Origin of the sequence: Micrococcus sp. H39-S4 (assembly GCF_027158145.1) — a bacterium.
GTDB classification, from domain to species: domain Bacteria; phylum Actinomycetota; class Actinomycetes; order Actinomycetales; family Micrococcaceae; genus Micrococcus; species Micrococcus luteus.
The window spans coordinates 13,153-30,384 of sequence record NZ_JAPVLT010000006.1 but is presented as its reverse complement, the minus strand read 5'-3'; the positions used below and the strand labels follow the sequence as shown (position 1 = coordinate 30,384).

15 protein-coding genes are annotated in these 17,232 nt (G+C 76.2%); 7 read left to right on the top strand and 8 right to left on the bottom strand.

Annotated elements, in window-relative coordinates:
* Positions 1-30: 30 nt before the first annotated feature.
* Positions 31-1,629: an aminopeptidase P family protein gene (locus tag O3T09_RS07350; protein ID WP_134377037.1), complete on the bottom strand. Its 1,599-nt coding sequence runs from the start codon at positions 1,627-1,629 to the stop codon at positions 31-33.
* A gap of 64 nt (positions 1,630-1,693) precedes the next feature.
* On the opposite strand from O3T09_RS07350, the gene O3T09_RS07345 reads away from it, so the two are divergent.
* Entirely contained in the window at positions 1,694-2,554 is an 861-nt protein-coding gene (locus O3T09_RS07345) for a PHP domain-containing protein (RefSeq protein WP_269295457.1), read from the top strand.
* 118 nt (positions 2,555-2,672) lie between these two features.
* Here the strand turns inward: O3T09_RS07345 and O3T09_RS07340 are convergent, their stop codons facing one another.
* The 5 genes from O3T09_RS07340 to O3T09_RS07320 all read right to left on the bottom strand — a co-directional run bounded on the left by O3T09_RS07340 (position 2,673) and on the right by O3T09_RS07320 (position 8,778).
* A complete protein-coding gene (locus tag O3T09_RS07340; RefSeq protein ID WP_269295456.1) occupies positions 2,673-4,514 on the bottom strand; it encodes a DEAD/DEAH box helicase in 1,842 nt (613 codons plus the stop codon).
* 250 nt (positions 4,515-4,764) lie between these two features.
* Positions 4,765-6,330: an RNB domain-containing ribonuclease gene (locus O3T09_RS07335; protein WP_049147257.1), complete on the bottom strand. Its 1,566-nt coding sequence runs from the start codon at positions 6,328-6,330 to the stop codon at positions 4,765-4,767.
* A 68-nt stretch (positions 6,331-6,398) separates the two neighbouring features.
* Positions 6,399-6,623: a DUF3107 domain-containing protein gene (locus O3T09_RS07330; protein ID WP_049147259.1), complete on the bottom strand. Its 225-nt coding sequence runs from the start codon at positions 6,621-6,623 to the stop codon at positions 6,399-6,401.
* 120 nt (positions 6,624-6,743) lie between these two features.
* Positions 6,744-7,400 carry a TetR/AcrR family transcriptional regulator gene (locus O3T09_RS07325; protein WP_049147262.1) on the bottom strand — a complete coding sequence of 219 codons (657 nt, stop codon included), beginning with the start codon at positions 7,398-7,400 and terminating at the stop codon, positions 6,744-6,746.
* 25 nt (positions 7,401-7,425) lie between these two features.
* Complete coding sequence (locus tag O3T09_RS07320) at positions 7,426-8,778, bottom strand: glutamyl-tRNA reductase (protein WP_049147265.1); 1,353 nt, start codon at positions 8,776-8,778, stop codon at positions 7,426-7,428.
* Between the two features lie 136 nt (positions 8,779-8,914).
* Here O3T09_RS07320 and hemE point away from each other — a divergent pair, with 136 nt between their 5' ends.
* From hemE to O3T09_RS07290, 6 genes are read left to right on the top strand one after another with little or no spacing between them, the layout of a single operon-like run.
* On the top strand, positions 8,915-10,138 hold the full coding sequence (gene hemE / locus O3T09_RS07315) for a uroporphyrinogen decarboxylase (protein WP_041103347.1): 1,224 nt from the start codon (positions 8,915-8,917) through the stop codon (positions 10,136-10,138).
* Complete coding sequence (locus O3T09_RS07310) at positions 10,135-11,643, top strand: protoporphyrinogen/coproporphyrinogen oxidase (protein ID WP_269295455.1); 1,509 nt, start codon at positions 10,135-10,137, stop codon at positions 11,641-11,643. Before hemE ends, O3T09_RS07310 begins: the two co-directional genes overlap by 4 nt.
* Positions 11,644-11,693: 50 nt before the next feature.
* Positions 11,694-12,410 (top strand): hydrogen peroxide-dependent heme synthase, encoded by a 717-nt coding sequence (gene hemQ / locus O3T09_RS07305; protein WP_036314319.1) that lies wholly within the window; start codon positions 11,694-11,696, stop codon positions 12,408-12,410.
* Entirely contained in the window at positions 12,410-13,759 is a 1,350-nt protein-coding gene (locus tag O3T09_RS07300) for a ferrochelatase (RefSeq protein WP_036314320.1), read from the top strand. Before hemQ ends, O3T09_RS07300 begins: the two co-directional genes overlap by 1 nt.
* 4 nt (positions 13,760-13,763) lie before the next feature.
* Entirely contained in the window at positions 13,764-14,897 is a 1,134-nt protein-coding gene (gene hemC, locus O3T09_RS07295; RefSeq protein ID WP_036314322.1) for a hydroxymethylbilane synthase, read from the top strand.
* A gap of 1 nt (position 14,898) precedes the next feature.
* Positions 14,899-15,738, top strand: coding sequence for a uroporphyrinogen-III synthase (locus tag O3T09_RS07290; RefSeq protein WP_036314324.1), 840 nt, complete (start codon positions 14,899-14,901; stop codon positions 15,736-15,738).
* A 27-nt stretch (positions 15,739-15,765) separates the two neighbouring features.
* On the opposite strand, the gene O3T09_RS07285 is transcribed toward O3T09_RS07290, so the two are convergent.
* Complete coding sequence (locus tag O3T09_RS07285; protein ID WP_036314326.1) at positions 15,766-16,047, bottom strand: hypothetical protein; 282 nt, start codon at positions 16,045-16,047, stop codon at positions 15,766-15,768.
* Positions 16,048-16,146: 99 nt separating this feature from the next.
* Entirely contained in the window at positions 16,147-17,229 is a 1,083-nt protein-coding gene (locus O3T09_RS07280; protein WP_036339251.1) for an NYN domain-containing protein, read from the bottom strand.
* Between the last annotated feature and the right edge of the window lie 3 nt (positions 17,230-17,232).

The following is a 17,232-nucleotide window of genomic DNA, read 5'->3' as shown; positions in this document are numbered from 1 at the left end:
CCGAACCCTAGGGGCGCCCTCCGCGCCGGATCACGCCTGGAGCCGCGCCATCCAGGCCTCGATCTCGTCCGGGGTGCGGGGGAGGACCGCGGAGAGGTTCTCGGCCCCGTCCTCGGTCACGAGGATGTCGTCCTCGATGCGCACGCCGATGCCGCGGTACTCCTCGGGGACGGCCAGGTCCTCCTCCTTGAAGTACAGACCCGGCTCGATCGTGAAGACCATGCCCGGCTCGAGCACGCCGTCCAGGTAGAGCTCCCGCTTGGCCTGCGCGCAGTCGTGCACGTCGAGGCCGAGGTGGTGCGAGGTGCCGTGGGGCATCCAGCGCCGGTGGTGCTGGCCCTCGTCCGAGAGCGCGACCTCGGCCGAGACCGGCAGCAGGCCCCAGCCGTCGAGGCGGTCGACGAGCACCCGCATGGCCTCGGCGTGGAGCTCGCGGAACCGGATGCCGGGGCGCACGATCGCGAAGGCGGCGTCCGCGGCGTCGAGGACCGCCTGGTAGATGCGGCGCTGCACGTCCGTGAACGTGCCGGACACGGGCAGGGTGCGGGTGATGTCCGCGGTGTAGAGGGAGTCGTCCTCGACGCCGGCGTCGAGCAGCAGCAGCTCACCCGGGCGCACGGCGCCCGTGTTGCGGATCCAGTGCAGGATCGTGGCGTTGTTGCCGGAGGCCGCGATCGTGTCGTAGCCCAGGTCGTTGCCCTCGAGGCGGGCGCGGGCGAAGAAGGCGCCCTCGACCACGCGCTCGCCGCGGTCGTGGCCCACGGCGCGCGGCAGGGCCCGCACGACGTCCTCGAAGCCCGCGATGGTCGCGGCCACCGAGGCGCGCATCCGCTCGACCTCCCACGCGTCCTTCACCAGGCGCAGCTCGGAGAGGAACTCGGCGGTCTGGGCGTCGGCCTCGGCCGCGGCGGTCAGGTCCACGCCGGCCTCGGTCCGGACGGCGGCCAGCAGCGCGTCCACGTCCTGGTCGGTCTCGGCCAGCAGCCGCACCGCGGTGCCGTCCGCGGCCACGTTCTTGGTCACGGCGGACTCGAGCTCCTCGAGCCCCGCCGTGCGCAGGCCCGTGCGGGCGGCCAGGCCGGCCAGGGTCGGACGGGGGCCGATCCAGAACTCGCCCGAGCGCGAGTCCGCGTAGAACTGCTCGGTGTCCCGGCCGGCCAGGGGACGGAAGTACAGGGTGGCGGTGTGGTCCGTGCCGTCGTCGCCGGTGCCCGGGTCCGCGGGCTCGAGCACGAGCACGGCGTCCGGCTCGTGGTCCACGCCGAGGCCCGTCAGGTGGGCGAACGCGGAGTGCGCGCGGAAGCGGTAGTCGGTGTCGTTCGAGCGGACCTTGAGGCGGCCGGCCGGCACCACGATCCGCTCGCCCGGGAAGCGCGCGGACACGGCGGCCCGCCGCCGGGCGGCGTACGGGGCCGAGGCGTCGGCGTCGGGCAGGGCGTCCGACGACGGCGCCCAGTCGGAGGCCATGAAGTCGCGGAAGGCGTTCGAGGCGGGGCGCTGCGAGCGGTTGTCGACGCGCTCGGCCAGCGGCTGGGGGTTCACCGCGCCGGTGCCGTCGGCGCCCGCCTCGGGGGTGGCGGCGGGCTGGTCGGGGGCGGTCTGGGCGGGGTGCTGTGCGGCATCGGTCATGCCCCCCATCATGGCACCGGTGGGCGCGGGCGGGTCGGGGCCGCCGCGCGCGGGTCTCGGTACCATGGCCGCCATGGCCCGCTACGACCTGCACACGCACTCGACCGAGTCCGACGGCACCGAGCCGCCGGCCGACGTGGTGCGTGCGGCGGCGCGGGCCGGGCTGGACGGCCTCGCGCTCACCGACCACGACACGACCGCCGGCTGGGCCGAGGCCGCCCACGCCGCGCGGGAGACCGGGCTGACGCTCGTGCCCGGCATGGAGATGTCCTGCACCTCCGCCGACGGCGTGAGCGTGCACGTGCTCAGCTACCTGCACGACCCCGAGGACCCCGCCCTGCTGCGGGAGGTCGGCCTGGCCCGCGACGCGCGGCTGATCCGGGCGCAGGAGATGGTGCGGCGCCTGGGCGCGGACTTCCCGATCACGTGGGAGCTGGTCCAGGAGCACGCGGCGGAGAACGCGACGATCGGCCGGCCCCACCTGGCCGACGCCCTCGTGACGATCGGGGCCGTCCCGGACCGCTCCGCGGCGTTCCGGGAGATCCTCGCCGGCCGGTCCAAGTACTACGTGCCGCACTTCGCCCCGGACCCGGCCGAGGCGGTCGCGCTCATCCGGGCCGCCGGCGGGGTGCCGGTGTTCGCGCATCCCCGGGCGCGCATGCGGGGCCGCGTGGTGGGCGACGAGGTGTTCGAGCAGATGGCCGAGGCCGGACTGGCGGGGGTCGAGGTCGAGCACCGGGACAACCCGGCGGAGGAGCGCACGTGGCTGCGCGCGTTCGCGGACCGGCGCGGGCTGTTCGTCACCGGCTCGTCCGACTACCACGGCACCGGCAAGCCGAATCCGATCGGCGAGCACACCACGGGCGCGGAGGTGCTCGCCGAGATCGAGCGGCAGGGCACCGGCACGGCGATCATCCGCGGCTGAGCCCGGGCGGCCCGGGCGACGGCGGAGGATCCGTTGCGCGAATGACCCTCCCGGCCGCCTGCACGGCGGTCGGAAGGGTCATTCGCGCAGAAGACTCCCGGGGGCCCGGAAGGGACGGTCAGCCGTCCACGACCTCGCCGTTGCGGCGGCGCGTGCGGGTGCGGCCGCCCCGGCGACGACGGGCCTCGGCCCGGGCCTCGGCGCGCTCGGCCCGGCGGGCCTCCGTGAGCTCGACGCCGGCCACCGGCTCCGGCGTCCGGGCTGCGGGGGCCTCGGAGCGCGAGGCGGTGCGCTCGCGGCCCTCGCCGCGACCACGGCCCCGGCCCTCGGCGCGCTGCTCGGCGGGTGCCTCACCACGCCCGCGGCCCGAGCGCTCGCCGCGGCCTCCGCCGCGTGCATCGTCACGGCCCTCGCCGGAGCGGCCGCCCCGGTTCCGTTCGCCACGGCCTCCGCCGCGCGCCCGGTCACGGCCCTCGCCGGAGCGCCCGCCCCGGCCTCGGCCGCCGCGCTCGCCGTCACGGGAACGGCCGCCGTCGCGACCCCGTCCGCGGCCGCCGTCGCGCTGCTTCGCCTCGGGGCCGCCGAGGTCCTCGAGCGTCTCGCCCTCGAGGCCCTCGAGCACGCGCTTGGCCTGCGGCAGACGGCCCTTCGTGCCCTTCGGGATGCCGAGGTCGGAGAACAGGTGCGGGGAGGAGGAGTAGGTCTCCACCGGCTCGGGCTGGCCGAGGCCGAGCGCCTTGTCGATCAGGGACCAGCGCGGCATGTCCTCCCAGTCCACGAGGGTCACCGCCACGCCCTTGTTGCCGGCGCGGCCCGTGCGGCCCACGCGGTGCACGTAGGTCTTCTCGTCCTCCGGCGCCTGGAAGTTGAACACGTGGGTGACGTCGTCGACGTCGATGCCGCGCGCCGCGACGTCGGTGGCCACGAGGATGTCCACCTTGCCGTTGCGGAACGCGCGCAGCGCCTGCTCGCGGGCGCCCTGGCCGAGGTCGCCGTGCAGCGCGCCGGCCGCGAAGCCGCGCGCCGTCAGCTCGTCCGCCACGCGAGCGGCCGTGCGCTTGGTGCGCGTGAAGATGATGGTCCGGCCGCGGCCCTCGGCCTGCAGGGCGCGGGCCACGAGCTCGTCCTTGTCCATGTGGTGGGCGCGGTAGACGAGCTGACGGATGTCCTTCTTCGTCAGGCCCTCGTCCTCCGGGTCCGCCGCGCGGATGTGGGTCGGCTGCGTCATGTAGCGGCGCGCCATCGCGACCACGGGACCCGGCATGGTGGCCGAGAACAGCATGGTCTGACGCACGGCCGGGACGGCGGCGAGCAGGGTCTCGACGTCGGGGAGGAAGCCGAGGTCCAGCATCTCGTCGGCCTCGTCCAGCACCACCGTGTTCACCAGGTCCAGGCGCAGGTGGCGCTGGCGCATCAGGTCGATGAGGCGGCCGGGGGTGCCGACGACGATCTCGACGCCGCGCTGCAGCTCCTCGATCTGCGGCTCGTAGGCGCGGCCGCCGTAGATGGTGGCGATGCGCAGGGGGCGCCGGGCCGCGGCGGCCGTGAGGTCGCCGGCCACCTGGACGGCGAGCTCGCGCGTCGGGGCGACGATCAGGGCCTGCGGGGCGCCCGCGGTGCCCTTGGCCTCGAGGCCGTCCCAGCCGGGCTCGCCCGGGCCGATGGCGCGCTGTAGCGCGGGGATGCCGAAGCCGAGGGTCTTGCCGGTGCCGGTCTTGGCCTGGCCGATGATGTCGTGGCCGCCGAGGGCGACCGGCAGGGTCATGGCCTGGATGGGGAAGGGGTGGACGATGCCCTTGGCCTCCAGGGCCTCGACGATCGCGGGGTGCACCCCGAAGTCGGCGAAGGTCTGCTCGGGGGCCACGGGGGCGGCGTCCTCGGTGACGATGTCCTCCGCGATCGCGGCGACCGTCGGGTCGAGGTCGGCGGAGGCGGGGGTGTGCTCGGAGTTCTGGGTCATGGCGACTCGCGTTCCTGGTCAGGCGTCGTCACGGCGGGCGGAAGGCCCGGCTCCGCCGTGCGCGCGGTTCAAGCGGAAGCCGATCGCGAGGCAAGCACGCGGAGCGGCCGACGGGCGGCGCCCCGTGGAACCGGGCGGGCGCGCCGTACGCGGCGGGCCGTGCCGGATCCGGCAGGTCATGGTGCCGTCCCGGGCGTCAGGGGCGCGGGCGGCGGGTCAGGGTGATCAGAGAGCGACCGGTCATCCTGGGTCAGCGTGAGCTGTGCGGCCAGTCTACCCCCGCGGCCGTGATCGCACCCGAGGCGCGGTCCACGCCCTCGATCCGCACGCGCACCCGGGTGCCCGCCGGGACGCTGCCCGGCACCCGCAGGCTCACGGCCGGGTCGAGCAGCCACACCTCCGTGCCGTCCTTCGCCTCGCGCACCGCGATCCCCTCGAGCTCCGCGCCGACGCGGGACTCGAGTGCCGCCGCCTCCACGAGGTCCGCCGCCGTCCGGCTCGCGGCCGAGGCCCGGCGCGACGAGTCCGCCATGAGGGCGGGCAGCGCGGGCAGGGCGCTGCGGACCCATGCGGGGGCGGGGGCGCCGATGGCATGGGCGTGGCACAGGGCCAGGACGAAGCGGTCCACGAGCCGGCGCAGCGGAGCGGTGGCGTGGGCGTAGGGGGCGGCGAGCGCGGCCTGGGCCGGTTCGTCCGGCGGGGTGCGCAGGGCCGGGTCCTCGGCCTGCGCGTCGAAGGCCGTGTACCCGGCGCCGCGGAACAGCCCGGTGGCCGCGTGCAGCACCGCCAGGTGCCGCGCGTCGGCGGGGTCGAGGGAACGCAGGTAGGCGCCGTAGTCCTGGCCCTCGTCCCACGGGGCGCCCAGGGCGCGCGTGCGCTCTCGGAAGGCGGCGACGGCGTCGGTGTCCGGCGCCGGCATCGTACGCAGGATCCCGACTCCGGCGGCCAGCATCAGCTCGGCCGCGGCCATGCCGGTCAGCAGGGAGAGCTGGGCGTTGTGCTCCTCCGCCGGCAACGGCGCCCGGTGCACGAGCTCGTGCGCCCCGTCCTCGGTGACACGGACCTCCTGGTCCGGCAGGTTCAGGGAGGCGCCGCCGCGGGCGGCCTCCTGCGCGGCCCGCCGTCGGCCCACCTCCGGCAGCAGCGCCAGCGAGTCGCGCACCTCGGCCGGCCACCCCTCGGCGGCGGCCCGGTCCGCGTCGGTGACCCCGGGGCGCGGCGTCGTCGGCGCCTGCGCCCCCGGCTGTGCGTCGAGGAAGGCCTGCACCTGCCCGTACGTCAGCTGCGCCCGGGAGCGGATGCGGGCACGTTCGAGGCCGGTCTCGACGACGGCGCCCGCGGCGTCCAGCAGGAACGTCCACACGAACGCCGGGCGCTCGCGGTCGGGCAGCAGCGAGGCGGCGTCCTCGCTCAGCACCTCCGGGTGCAGGGGGACCCGGCCGTCGGGCAGGTAGACGGTCTGGCCGCGGCGGCGGGCCTCGCCGTCCACGGCGCCGCCCGGGGTCACGAAGGCGGGCACGTCCGCGATCGCGTAGCGGACCAGGATGCCGTCGTCGTCGGCGGGGGTCAGGAGCAGGGCCTGGTCCAGGTCCGTGGAGCCGGCGGGGTCCACGGTGACGAACGGCAGGGCCGTGCGGTCCGCGTGGTCCGGGCTCCCGGTCAGGCCCGCGTGCACCTCACGCGCGGCCGCCTCCGCCTCGGCCAGGACGGGGGCGGGGAAGGCCGGCGGCAACTCGAGCTCCGTCCGCAGGGCGGCGAGGCGCTCGAGCAGGGTCGGGTCGGCGGGGCCGCGGAGGCCGAGGGCGTGAGGGGTCATGGCGGTGCTCCTGGGCAGGGGGCCGAGACGACGCACGCCCCGGCGGATCACCGGGGCGTGCGGGCGGGTCAGGAGGCGGCGAACCCGAGCGGGCCCGACTTCTTCGCGCCGATCTCCACGAAGCCGATGCGGTCGCCGGGGACGACCACCTGGCGGCCCTTGGCGTCCGCCAGGACCAGCGGGGTGCCGTCGGAGACGGCGGCGTCCACGAGGGAGCGGACCTCGTCCGCCGACTGCTCGCTGTCGATGACGACCTCGCGGCCGACGTGCTGCACACCGATGCGGATCTCCATGGGGAACCTCTTCTCTTCGTCGCGTCCTGTGCGGTCCGCCGTCAGCCTACGGGACCGCTCGGCGGGGTGGACGGGCACCCCCGAGGTTCACCCGCGGGCGAAACGGGCCGGACGGCCGGGTCAGCGCGGCGCGTCGTCCGCGGAGGGCAGCGAGGCGAGGCCGCGCCAGACGAGCGCGTCCACCGTGCGGGCCATCTCGGCGGCGGCGGGGCGGGCGTCGGCGTCGAGCCGGTCCGCCCAGTGGCGGGCGGCGCCCAGGAGATAGCCGACGAGTCCGCGGGAGAGCACCTCGGCCTCGGCCTCGGCCACGGTGGTGTCCGCGCGGATGGTGCGCGCGACCTCGGAGGAGAGCAGCCGGTGCACGGCCTCGCTGCGCGTGCGCACCTCCGGGTCCCCGTCGATGCCGGAGTCGAAGATCAGGCGGTGGGTCCGCTCGGGAGAGGCCATGTACTCGAACACGGCGGCGACGGTGGCCCGCACCCGTTCGCGATTGTCCCGGCGGGTGTCCATCGCCGCCTCGAGGAGCGCGCGCAGGCTCGCGACCTCGGCGTCCAGCAGCTCGAGGAAGAGCTCGTGCTTGCTGGGGAAGTGCTGGTAGAGGACCGGCTTGGAGACCTCGGCCCGCTCGGCGATCTGCTCCATGGAGGCCCCCGCGTACCGCTCCGCGGCGAAGACCGCGCGGGCGCAGTCCAGCAGCTGGCGACGACGCTCCTGCCGGGGCAGACGGCGGCCTCGCCCGGGCTCGTCGGGCGCGGTGGCGGCGGGGTGGTCGGTCACGGGGTCCTCCTGGCGCGGGGCGGGCTCACGCGATGCGCGCGGCGCCGCCCTCGTCCTCGTGCGCGGGACAGACCGCCTCGACCGTGCCCACGGCGGGGGCGGGGCGGCCGGGGGCCTCGATCCCGAAGACCGCCTCGAGGGCGTCCTCATAGCGGTCGAGCCGGCCCTCGGCGGCGAGCCGCTTGGCGCGCACGCTGGGCTCGTGCAGGAGCTGGTTCACCATGCGGCGCAGGGCGAACTCCACCTCCTCGGCGGCCGCCGTGCAGCCGTGGCGGGCGCGCACGCGCTCGAGCTCCCGGTCGAGCACACCGAGGGTGTGGCGGCGCAGGGCCTTGATCGCCGCGTCGGCACTGCGGCCACGCTGCGCGGCGCGGTACTCCTCGACGGCGTCGTCCACGAGCGCGCGGGCCTCCGCGACGGCGACCTGGGCCTGCTCGGGTGCGGCCAGCCGCACCGACTCGAGGGTGATGAGATCGACGTCCGGCAGGTCCGCGACCGCCGGGTCGAAGTCGCGCGAGAGGGCCAGGTCGACCACCGTGAGCGGACGCCGTCCGCCCTTGCGCAGCTCCTGGAGGCGCTCGGGGCTGATCTGGCGTTCGCCGCCGGAGGAGCCGATGATCACGTCCGCCTCGGCGACGGCGCCGGCCACGGCCTCGCCGCCGAGCGCGAGGGCCCAGCCGCCGCGGTCCGCGACGAACTGCTCCGCGCGGCCCGAGGCCGAGTGCACGCCGACGGTGGTCGCGCCCCGGTCCGCCAGCTGCGCGAGCGTGGTGCCGGCGTAGGCGCCCGTGCCGATCAGCAGGATGGTGGCCCCGGCCCAGAAGTCGCGCTGGGCCGCGGCGTCGGTGAGACCGCGCAGCTCCTCCGCGAGGTCCAGGGCGACGGAGACGACCGAGCGGCCGGCCGCGCCGAGCGCCGTGCGGGAGCCGACGTCCTTGGCCGTGCGCGTGGCGGACTCGAAGAGGCGGACGAGCGGACCCGAGGCGGTGCCGGCCTCCTGGGCCGCCGTCAGGGCGCGTCGGACCTGACCGGCGATCTCGCGCTCGCCCACCACGGCGGAGTCCAGTCCGGCGCCGACCTCGAAGAGGTGACGGGCCGTGGCGTCGGCGTCGAGTGTGCGGAACGCGGCGTGCACGTCCTCGTCGGGCAGGGAGGTGGAGGCGGCGACGGCGGACAGCAGCCCCGCGCGAGCGGCCTCGACGCCGGCCCCGTCGGCCTCGGCGTAGATCTCCACGCGGTTGCACGTGGCCAGCACGACGGCGCCCGCCGCACCGCTGCCGGGCAGGGCGGGCCCGACCCCGGTCGCGCCGGCGCTGAGGCGGGCGACCGTGTCCAGGTCCAGATCATGGTGGGAGGCGACGAGAGAGAAGACAGTCACAGCGGGCCAAGTCTAGCCCCGACCGCCCCGCCCGTCCGGGAAGGCGGACCTGACCCGGGTGCCGTCGGCCAGTGTGACGACGCTCACGGAGGACGCGGATGTGCCACCGCGACACGACCGGTGGGACACTGGGGGCATGTCCGCCCTGTCCCAGACCCCCGAGACCCCCGCGGCCGTCCCGGCACTGCCCGCCGAGCACCCGCTGCGCACCGAGGATCCGTCACGCTCGACCGTGGCCAGCCCGCTCCTCCGCGCGCTGCGCGGCCAGCGCCCCGACCGCCACCCCGTGTGGTTCATGCGGCAGGCCGGCCGTTCGCTGCCCGAGTACCGCCAGGTGCGCGAGGGGATCGGGATGCTCGACTCCTGCCTCATGCCGGACCTGGTCCGGGAGATCACGATGCAGCCGGTGCGCCGCCACGACGTCGACGCGGCGATCTTCTTCTCGGACATCGTGGTCCCCCTGCGCCTGGCGGGCGTGGACGTGGAGATCCAGCCCGGCGTGGGCCCCGTGCTCGGCCAGGCCGTCCGCACCGCCGACGACGTCGCCGCGCTGCCCGTCCTCGAGGACGCCGCCCTGGACGTCATCCGCGAGGCCGTCGCGGCCACCGTCGCCGAGCTGGGCCCGCGCCCCCTGATCGGCTTCGCCGGCGCCCCCTTCACGCTGGCGGCGTACATGGTGGAGGGCCGTCCCTCCCGCGACCACTTCGGCCCGCGACGCATGATGCACGCCGACCCCGAGACCTGGGCCGCCCTGGCCGGCTGGGCGGCCACCGTGTCCGGCCAGTTCCTGCGCGCCCAGCTCGAGTCCGGCGCCTCCGCCGCGCAGCTGTTCGACTCGTGGGCCGGTTCGCTCTCGGCGGACGACTACCTCGAGCACGTGCAGCCGCACTCGACGGCGGCCCTCGCCCATGTCGCCGACCTCGCCGGGCCCGGCGTCCCCGACGGCGCCCCGCTCCTGCACTTCGGCACGGGCACCGGAGAGTTCCTGCACCACATGCGTGACGCGGGCGCGACCGCCGTCGGCGTGGACCACCGCCTCACGCTCGCCGAGGCGCACCGCCGGCTCAGCGCGAACCCCGGCCCCGACGGACGCGGCGCCGTGCCCCTGCAGGGCAACATCGACCCGGCCCTGCTCGCCGCCCCGTGGGAGGTCCTCGAGGCCCACGTGCGCGACGTTGTCGCCTCCGGCGCCGTCGCGCCCGGCCACGTCGTCAACCTCGCCCACGGCGTGCCGCCGGAGACGGACGCGGCCGTGCTGACCCGCGTGGTCGAGCTGATCCACTCCCTGCCCGTGCCGGAGCGGGAGGGCCAGGACCCGGCACCGGGGGTCGAGACCGCCGAGCGGGAGGAGCGCGCATGAGCGGCACGGCGCTCGTGGTCGGCGGCGGCATCGCCGGCCTCGTCGCGGCCCACCGACTGTCCGCGGCGGGCTGGGACGTGACCCTCGCCGAGGCCACCTCCGTGCTCGGGGGCGCGGTCTCCCCGCGCTTCCTCGACGTCCCCTCGCACGGCGAGACCGGGGCCCCCGAGACCCAGACCCTCGAACTCGACGGCGGCGCCGAGTCGTTCGCCGTCCGCGGCGCCGCCGTGCGCGCGCTCGTGGAGGAGCTCGGGCTGGGCGAGAAGATCGTCGCGCCCGAGCCCCTCGGCTCGTGGCTGCACGGTCCCGCCGGCCCCGTGCGCGCCCCGCGTCTCGGCATCGTCGGCATCCCCGGCGACCTCGACGCCGAGGACCTCGCCGCCGCCCTCACGCCGGCCGGCCTGGAGCGCGCCCGGCAGGACGCCGAGGCCCCCATGGATCGCTGTGCCGCCGCGCTCGCGGCCGGCGAACCGGTGACCGTCGCGCAGGTCGTGGCCGACCGCCTCGGCGACGAGGTGCTCGACCGCCTCGTGGCCCCCGTCGTCGCCGGAGTCCACTCGGCCGACCCCGCGGTCGTCGAGCTGGAGCGCGTGGCCCCCGGCCTGCTCGCCGCCGCCGTGGAGCACGGCGGGCTGGCCGCGGGCGTCGCCGCGCTGCGGTCCACCGGGACCCCCGGCTCGCTCGTGGCCGGTCTGGACGGCGGCATGGTCCGCCTCACCGGCCGGCTCGTCGAGGCGCTGCGCGAGGACGGGGCCACCGTCCTGCGCGGTGTCCGGGTGGCCGCCCTGTCCCGCGTGCCCGCCACCGGCGGCTGGTGGGCCCAGATCTCGGACCGGGACGACGAGGTCGTCCGCGGGCTCGACGTGGACCGCGTCGTGCTGGCCGTGGACGGCGTCACCGCCTGGGACCTGCTGGCCCCGCTCTCGGCCGAGGCCCTGGACCCCGACGCCGGCCCCGCCCTCGGCGAGGGCATCGCGCTGGCCACGCTCGTCGTCGAGGCCGCGGGCCTGGACGACGCGCCACGCGGCACCGGAGTGCTGGTCGGCGCCGGGACGGACGTGGCCGCCAAGGCCCTGACCCACGCCACCGCCAAGTGGGCGTGGCTGCGCGAGGTCGTCGCGCGTCCGCAGGAGGACGGTGTCGCCCGCCATCCCCACCGCCACGTGCTGCGCCTGTCCTACGGCCGCCAGGGCGGCGGGCCCGAGGCCCTGGGCCACCGCAGCGCGGACGAGGAGCTGCTCGCGCAGGCGCTCGTGGACACGGCGACTCTCACCGGGGTGCCGCTGGCGGAGGAGGACGTCGTCGCCCGCACCGTCACCCGCTGGCGCCGCTCCATCCCGCCGCAGGCCGGCCCCGACCGCGCGAAGGCGGACACGCTGATCGACTGGGCACGGGACGTGCCCGGCCTCGACCTCGTGGGCAGCTGGGTGCACGGCACCGGGCTGGCCGCCGTCGTCGCCGGCGTGGACCGCACCCTCGGCGCCGACGCGCCGCCCGCGGGCTGACCTCGCCCCCAGACCACCCCTGACGCAATCGGATCTCAAGGAAGAGGACCATGACCAAGGACAGCACCACCACCCCTGCCGAGGCCGGCAAGGACTGGTTCACCACCTACACCGTGTTCGCCCGCCCACAGGGCGAGCCCGGCTGGCTGGGACTGGAGGGCCGTGACGCGAAGAAGGCCGCCAAGGAGTTCGACGAGGCCGTCGCGCGGGTGGCCCAGACCGGCGTGACCGTGCGCGGCGTCTACGACGTCTCGGGCATGCGCGAGGCCGGCGACGTCATGGTGTGGATGTACGGCCAGGTGCCCGAGGACCTGCAGGCCGCCATCCGCGAGCTGCGCCGCACCCGTCTGCTCGAGGGCACCACGATGGTGCTCTCGGCCATGGGCGCCGATCGCATGGCCGAGTTCAACAAGGACCACGTCCCCGCCTTCGCCATGGGCCGCAAGGCCCTGAAGTGGCTGTGCTTCTACCCGTTCGTGCGCTCGTACGATTGGTACCTGCTGGACCCGAAGGAGCGGGCCCGCATGCTCCGCGAGCACGGCCAGCTCGGCCAGGACTTCCCGCAGGTATGGGCGAACACCACCAGCGCGTTCGGCCTGAACGACTGGGAGTGGCTGCTGGGCCTCGAGGCGGACGAGCTGACGGACCTGGTGGACATGATGCGCCACCTGCGCAACAACGAGACCCGCCTGCACGTGCGCAGCGAGGTGCCGTTCTACACCGGACGCCGTCTGGAGACCGCCGAGATCGCGGAGGTGCTGGCCTGATGACTACCGCCCCCGAGCCCCGCGCCGACGCGCCCGTCCACACCGGCCCGGACGCCGGCGTCGCCCCGGCCCTCCGGACGCCCGAGAAGGCCGCCGCCGGCGTCGACTACGACGTGTGCGGCGTGATGGCCCCCAAGGACTACGACGCCCTGCTGCTCGCCTCCTTCGGCGGGCCCGAGGGCCAGGACGACGTGATCCCGTTCCTGCGCAACGTCACGCGCGGGCGCGGCATCCCGGACGAGCGCCTCGAGGAGGTCGCCACCCACTACCGCGCCAACGGCGGCGTCAGCCCCATCAACGCGCAGAACCGCGCGCTGAAGGCGGCCATCGAGGCCGAGCTGGCCGCCCGCGGCCTGGACCTGCCCGTGTACTGGGGCAACCGCAACTGGGAGCCCTACTTCCCGGACACCCTCGCGCGGATGCACGCCGACGGGCACCGCCGCATCCTGACGGTCACCACCTCCGCGTACTCCTGCTACTCCTCGTGCCGCCAGTACCGCGAGGACATGGGCATGGCCATGGAGCAGACCGGCCTGACCGGGAAGGTGGACCTGGACAAGACGCGCCAGTACTTCAACCACCCCGGCTTCATCGAGCCGTTCCGGGACGGCCTGCGCGCGGACCTGGCCTCGCTGCGCGCGGAGCTGGGGGACGACGCGCGGATCCACGTGCTCTTCGCGACCCACTCGATCCCCACCTCCGACGCCGCCGCCGCCGGCCCGCGCGGCCTCGCCGCCGACCTGCGCGCGCAGGCGGGGGCGGAGCCGGGCGATGAGGGTGCGGACGTGTACTCGGCGCAGCACCTCGATGTGGCCCGCGAGATCCTCGCCGGCGTGCCCGAGGCCGCGGACGTGCCGTGGTCGCTCGTGTACCAGTCGCGCTCCGGCCCGCCCTCGGTGCCGTGGCTCGAGCCGGACATCAACGACGCGATGGAGCACCTCGCGGGCGAGGGCGCCGAGACGGACGCGCAGGGGCGCGCCGTGGCGGGCTTCGTCGTCGTGCCGCTGGGGTTCGTCTCGGACCACATGGAGGTGGTCTGGGACCTCGACACCGAGGCCAAGGAGACCGCCGAGGGGCTGGGCGTGGGGTTCCGGCGCAGCCCCACCCCGGGCACCGACCCGCGGTTCGTGGCCGGGCTCGTGGACATCGTGGAGGAGCGGCTGGGCCGGCGCGAGGGTCGCGCCGCGGTCGGCTGCTTCCCGGCGTGGTACGACGTGTGCCGGCCGGACTGCTGCGTCAAGGTGATGCGGGACGGCTCGACGCGGCCGACGACGTCCGCTGTCGACGCCGCCGTGCGCGGGCTGGCCGAGCACGAGGCGGGCGCCGCGGCCCCCGCCGAGGAGGCCTGAGACCGTGACCCCCCTGCGCATTGGCACCCGGGGCTCCGCCCTGGCGACCACGCAGACCAGCCACGTGGCCGAGACGCTCACGGAGCGCTCCGGCCTGGCCCACGAGCTGGTGGTGATCCGCACCGAGGGCGACGTCACCACCGGCTCGCTGGCCTCGCTGGGCGGCACCGGCGTGTTCGCCTCGGCGCTGCGGGCCGCCGTGCTCGACGGCGTCGTGGACGCGGCGGTGCACTCGCTCAAGGACCTGCCGGCCGCCCAGCCGGAGACCCTCGAGATCGCCGCGGTGCCGGCCCGGGCCGACCTGCGGGACGCCCTGTGCGCCCGCGACGGCCTCACCCTGGCGACCCTGCCCGAGGGCGCCCGGGTGGGCACGGGCTCGCCGCGCCGCGTGGCCCAGCTCAAGGCGCTGCGCCCGGATCTGGAGCTGGTGGACATCCGCGGCAACGTGCAGACCCGCCTGGCCCGCGTGCCCGGGCTGGAGCAGCACGACGATCACGCCCCGGCCGCCGCGGGTTCGCCCCGCGGTGACCTCGACGCCGTGATCCTGGCCTGTGCCGGGCTCAACCGGCTCGGCCTGGACCACGTGATCACCGAGCGGATCGACCCGGAGGTCATGGTGCCCGCCCCCGGGCAGGGCGCCCTGGCCGTGGAGATCCGGGCCGAGGACGAGTCCTTCCTCGGTCGGGCGCTCCTGGACCCCGAGGCGCCGGTCGGGAGGCTGCACGCCGCCCTCGAGCTGGTCGACGATCGGGACACCCACGTGGCGGTCACCGCCGAGCGGGCCCTGCTGCGCCGCCTCGAGGCCGGCTGCGCCGCGCCGATCGGGGCCGTGGCCCGCGTGACCGACGGCGAGGCCGGCGCGCCGCGCATCGAGATGACCGCGATGGTGGCCGCCCTCGACGGCTCGCGCGTGCTGCGCCGGACCTCGTCCGTGCAGCTCGACCCGGTGCCGACCGACGTGGCCGGCGACCCGGCGGCCGGCGACGAGTGGCTCGAGGACACCCTGTTCGTGGCCGCGGAGGCACTCGGCGTGCACGTGGCCGAGCAGTTCGTGGCCGAGGGCGCCGACCTGCTGCCCGGCACGGTGCGCGGGGTGGACCGGGGCGACGGCGCCCCGCGCCCCGACGACCCGGCCTGAGATGCGCGTCCTGCTCACCCGCCAGCCGGCCCAGGCCGGCGACCTCGAGGCCGGTCTCGCCGGCACCGAGGTGGCGGGGCGGCGGCTGCGGGTCGGCTTCCTGCCGCTGACCGACTTCGCACTGCCCGACGACGACGGCCCCCTGCGCGCGCTGCTCGCGGACTGGGCGGGGGCCGACGGTGATGCGGCCGGGCCGGTGCGCTCGGACGGGTCCCGCTGGCTCGTGGTGACGAGCCCCAACACCGTGCGCGCGCTCAGGGCCGTCGGCTGGGACGGCCATGTCCCGGCGGGCGCGCGGATCGCGGTCACCGGACCGGGCACGGCACGGGTGCTGACCGAGGCGGGCTGCGACGCGGCGCCGTGGCTGCCGCCCGAGGACCGCTCCGCCGAGGGCCTGATCGCCGGACTCGCCGCCCTGCATCCCCGCGGCGCCCGCGCGTGGCTGCCCCAGTCCGATCGGGCCCGGTCCCGCCTCGCCGACGGCCTGCGCGCGGCGGGCTGGGACGTGCGGACCGGGCTCGCCTACCGGACGGTGCCGTATCCGGCGCAGGCCGGCAGGCGGCTGCTCGACGGGGCGGCGGACGAGGGCCGGGGGGACGTCGTGACGCCCGCGCGGCTGGCCGCGGTCGCGGCGGGGACCGCCGTGGTGCTCACCAGCTCGTCCGCGGCGGAGGAGTTCGTGGCCGCGGGTCTGACGCCGCTGGTGGGGGAGCGGGTGCGGCTCGTGGCGATCGGCGCGCCGACCCGGGACACATGCGCGCGGCGGGGTCTGCCCCTGCTCGGGACGGCCCCCACGCCGGATGCGGCCGGAGTGCTGGCCGTGCTGCGCGCTGCGGCCTGAGCCGCCCGTCCGCACTCGAGGCGAGGCTCAGTCGGGGCGGCCGCCGTCCGGGTCGGGCGCGTCGTCCTCCGTCGGCGCCGGGCCGGCGTCGTGCCTCTCGTCCTGCGGCACGCCGGTGGCGGCGGCCATGATGTCCACCCGCGGGCCGCGCAGGATGGCGACCGAGACGTTGGTGAAGCCCGTGTTGGCGAGCAGCTCCGAGGCTTCCTCATCCGTCAGGTCGTACGCGTGCGCGAGCATGCGCACGTTCTCCGTGTAGAAGGCGTGCAGGCGGTCGACGCCGCGCAGGAAGTCCAGAGTGTTCCCCATGCCGGGGAGCCTACCGAACGGGCGTGGTGGGCGGGTGGCCGGCGGGTGAACGGCCGGTGGACCGGCCCGCCGGCCGCGGGGGACGACGGGCCGTGCCGCTCAGCCCTCGGCGCGGCGGCTGCGGCGGCGGACCAGCGAGACCTCCATGGTCCGGCCCTCGGTGCGGGTGCGCAGGTACGGCTGGTCCTCCACGAGGGTGGAGAGCTTGGAGTGTCCGAAGTCGCGCGGGTCGAAGTCCACGTGGGTGCGGCTCAGGTGTTGGCCGATCAGGGACAGCGTGGCCCAGCCGTCGTCGGTGCTCGTGGCGTTGACGGCCTTGGTGAGCGCGGCCTGCAGGTCGATGCGCGGGGCGGCGTCGGCCTCGTCGTGCTCGGGCTCGGCCTCGACCGGCACCTCGGGCGGGGTCGGGTCCTCGGTGACGTCCGACGACGACGCACGGCGGCCCCGCCGACCGGCCCCGGACTTCGCCTCCGCGGCCTTGCCGTCCTTGCCGGCGGCGGCGTCCCCGGCGGGCGCCGCGTCCCCGGCGGGCGCCGCGTCGGCGGCGGGGGCCTCGGCGTCCGCGTCCGTGGCCTCGGGGGACTCGGCGGCGTCGGTGGTCTTGGACCCGCGACCGCGGCCTCGACCGCCGCGGCGGGACCCCGAGCGGCCGGAGCCCTCGGACGCCTTGGCGTTCTCCTCCTTGGCGGGGGCGTCCTCGCCGGTCTCGTCGTCGTCGACGTCGTGGTCCGTGGCGGTGCCGAGCAGCTCGAGGTAGATGAACTGGTCCACGGCGTTGCGCAGCGAGGCGGGGGTCTTGCGGGCGCCCAGGCCGATCACGCGCTTGCCGCCCTCGCGCAGGCGGGTGGCCAGGCGCGTGAAGTCGGAGTCGGAGGAGACGAGGGCGAACGCGTCCACGTTGCCCATCCAGAGCAGGTCCATCGCGTCGATGATGAGCGCGGAGTCCGAGGAGTTCTTGCCCACGGTGTAGGCGAACTGCTGGACCGGCTGGATCGCGTGGTGGTTCAGCGCCTTCTTCCAGCCGTTGAGGTTGGTCGTGGTCCAGTCGCCGTACGCACGCTTGATCGTGGGGGTGCCGTAGGTGGCGAGCTCCTCGAGGATCAGGGGGGCGAACTTGGGGGAGACGTTGTCGCTGTCCATCAGGACGGCGATGCGCAGGGATGCGGGGGTGGGTTCGGGCATGTG

What these genes read in the sequence shown, in the direction of transcription:
- O3T09_RS07330 (WP_049147259.1), bottom strand. Translation starts at nt 6,623, where the DNA reads ATGGAGATCCGCATCGGTGTGCAGCACGTCGGCCGCGAGGTCGTCATC.
- O3T09_RS07335 (WP_049147257.1), bottom strand. Translation starts at nt 6,330, where the DNA reads ATGACCCCTCACGCCCTCGGCCTCCGCGGCCCCGCCGACCCGACCCTG.
- O3T09_RS07285 (WP_036314326.1), bottom strand. Translation starts at nt 16,047, where the DNA reads ATGGGGAACACTCTGGACTTCCTGCGCGGCGTCGACCGCCTGCACGCC.
- O3T09_RS07345 (WP_269295457.1), top strand. Translation starts at nt 1,694, where the DNA reads ATGGCCGCCATGGCCCGCTACGACCTGCACACGCACTCGACCGAGTCC.
- hemE (WP_041103347.1), top strand. Translation starts at nt 8,915, where the DNA reads ATGTCCGCCCTGTCCCAGACCCCCGAGACCCCCGCGGCCGTCCCGGCA.
- hemQ (WP_036314319.1), top strand. Translation starts at nt 11,694, where the DNA reads ATGACCAAGGACAGCACCACCACCCCTGCCGAGGCCGGCAAGGACTGG.
- O3T09_RS07300 (WP_036314320.1), top strand. Translation starts at nt 12,410, where the DNA reads ATGACTACCGCCCCCGAGCCCCGCGCCGACGCGCCCGTCCACACCGGC.
- O3T09_RS07280 (WP_036339251.1), bottom strand. Translation starts at nt 17,229, where the DNA reads ATGCCCGAACCCACCCCCGCATCCCTGCGCATCGCCGTCCTGATGGAC.
- O3T09_RS07310 (WP_269295455.1), top strand. Translation starts at nt 10,135, where the DNA reads ATGAGCGGCACGGCGCTCGTGGTCGGCGGCGGCATCGCCGGCCTCGTC.
- O3T09_RS07350 (WP_134377037.1), bottom strand. Translation starts at nt 1,629, where the DNA reads ATGACCGATGCCGCACAGCACCCCGCCCAGACCGCCCCCGACCAGCCC.
- O3T09_RS07290 (WP_036314324.1), top strand. Translation starts at nt 14,899, where the DNA reads ATGCGCGTCCTGCTCACCCGCCAGCCGGCCCAGGCCGGCGACCTCGAG.
- O3T09_RS07340 (WP_269295456.1), bottom strand. Translation starts at nt 4,514, where the DNA reads ATGACCCAGAACTCCGAGCACACCCCCGCCTCCGCCGACCTCGACCCG.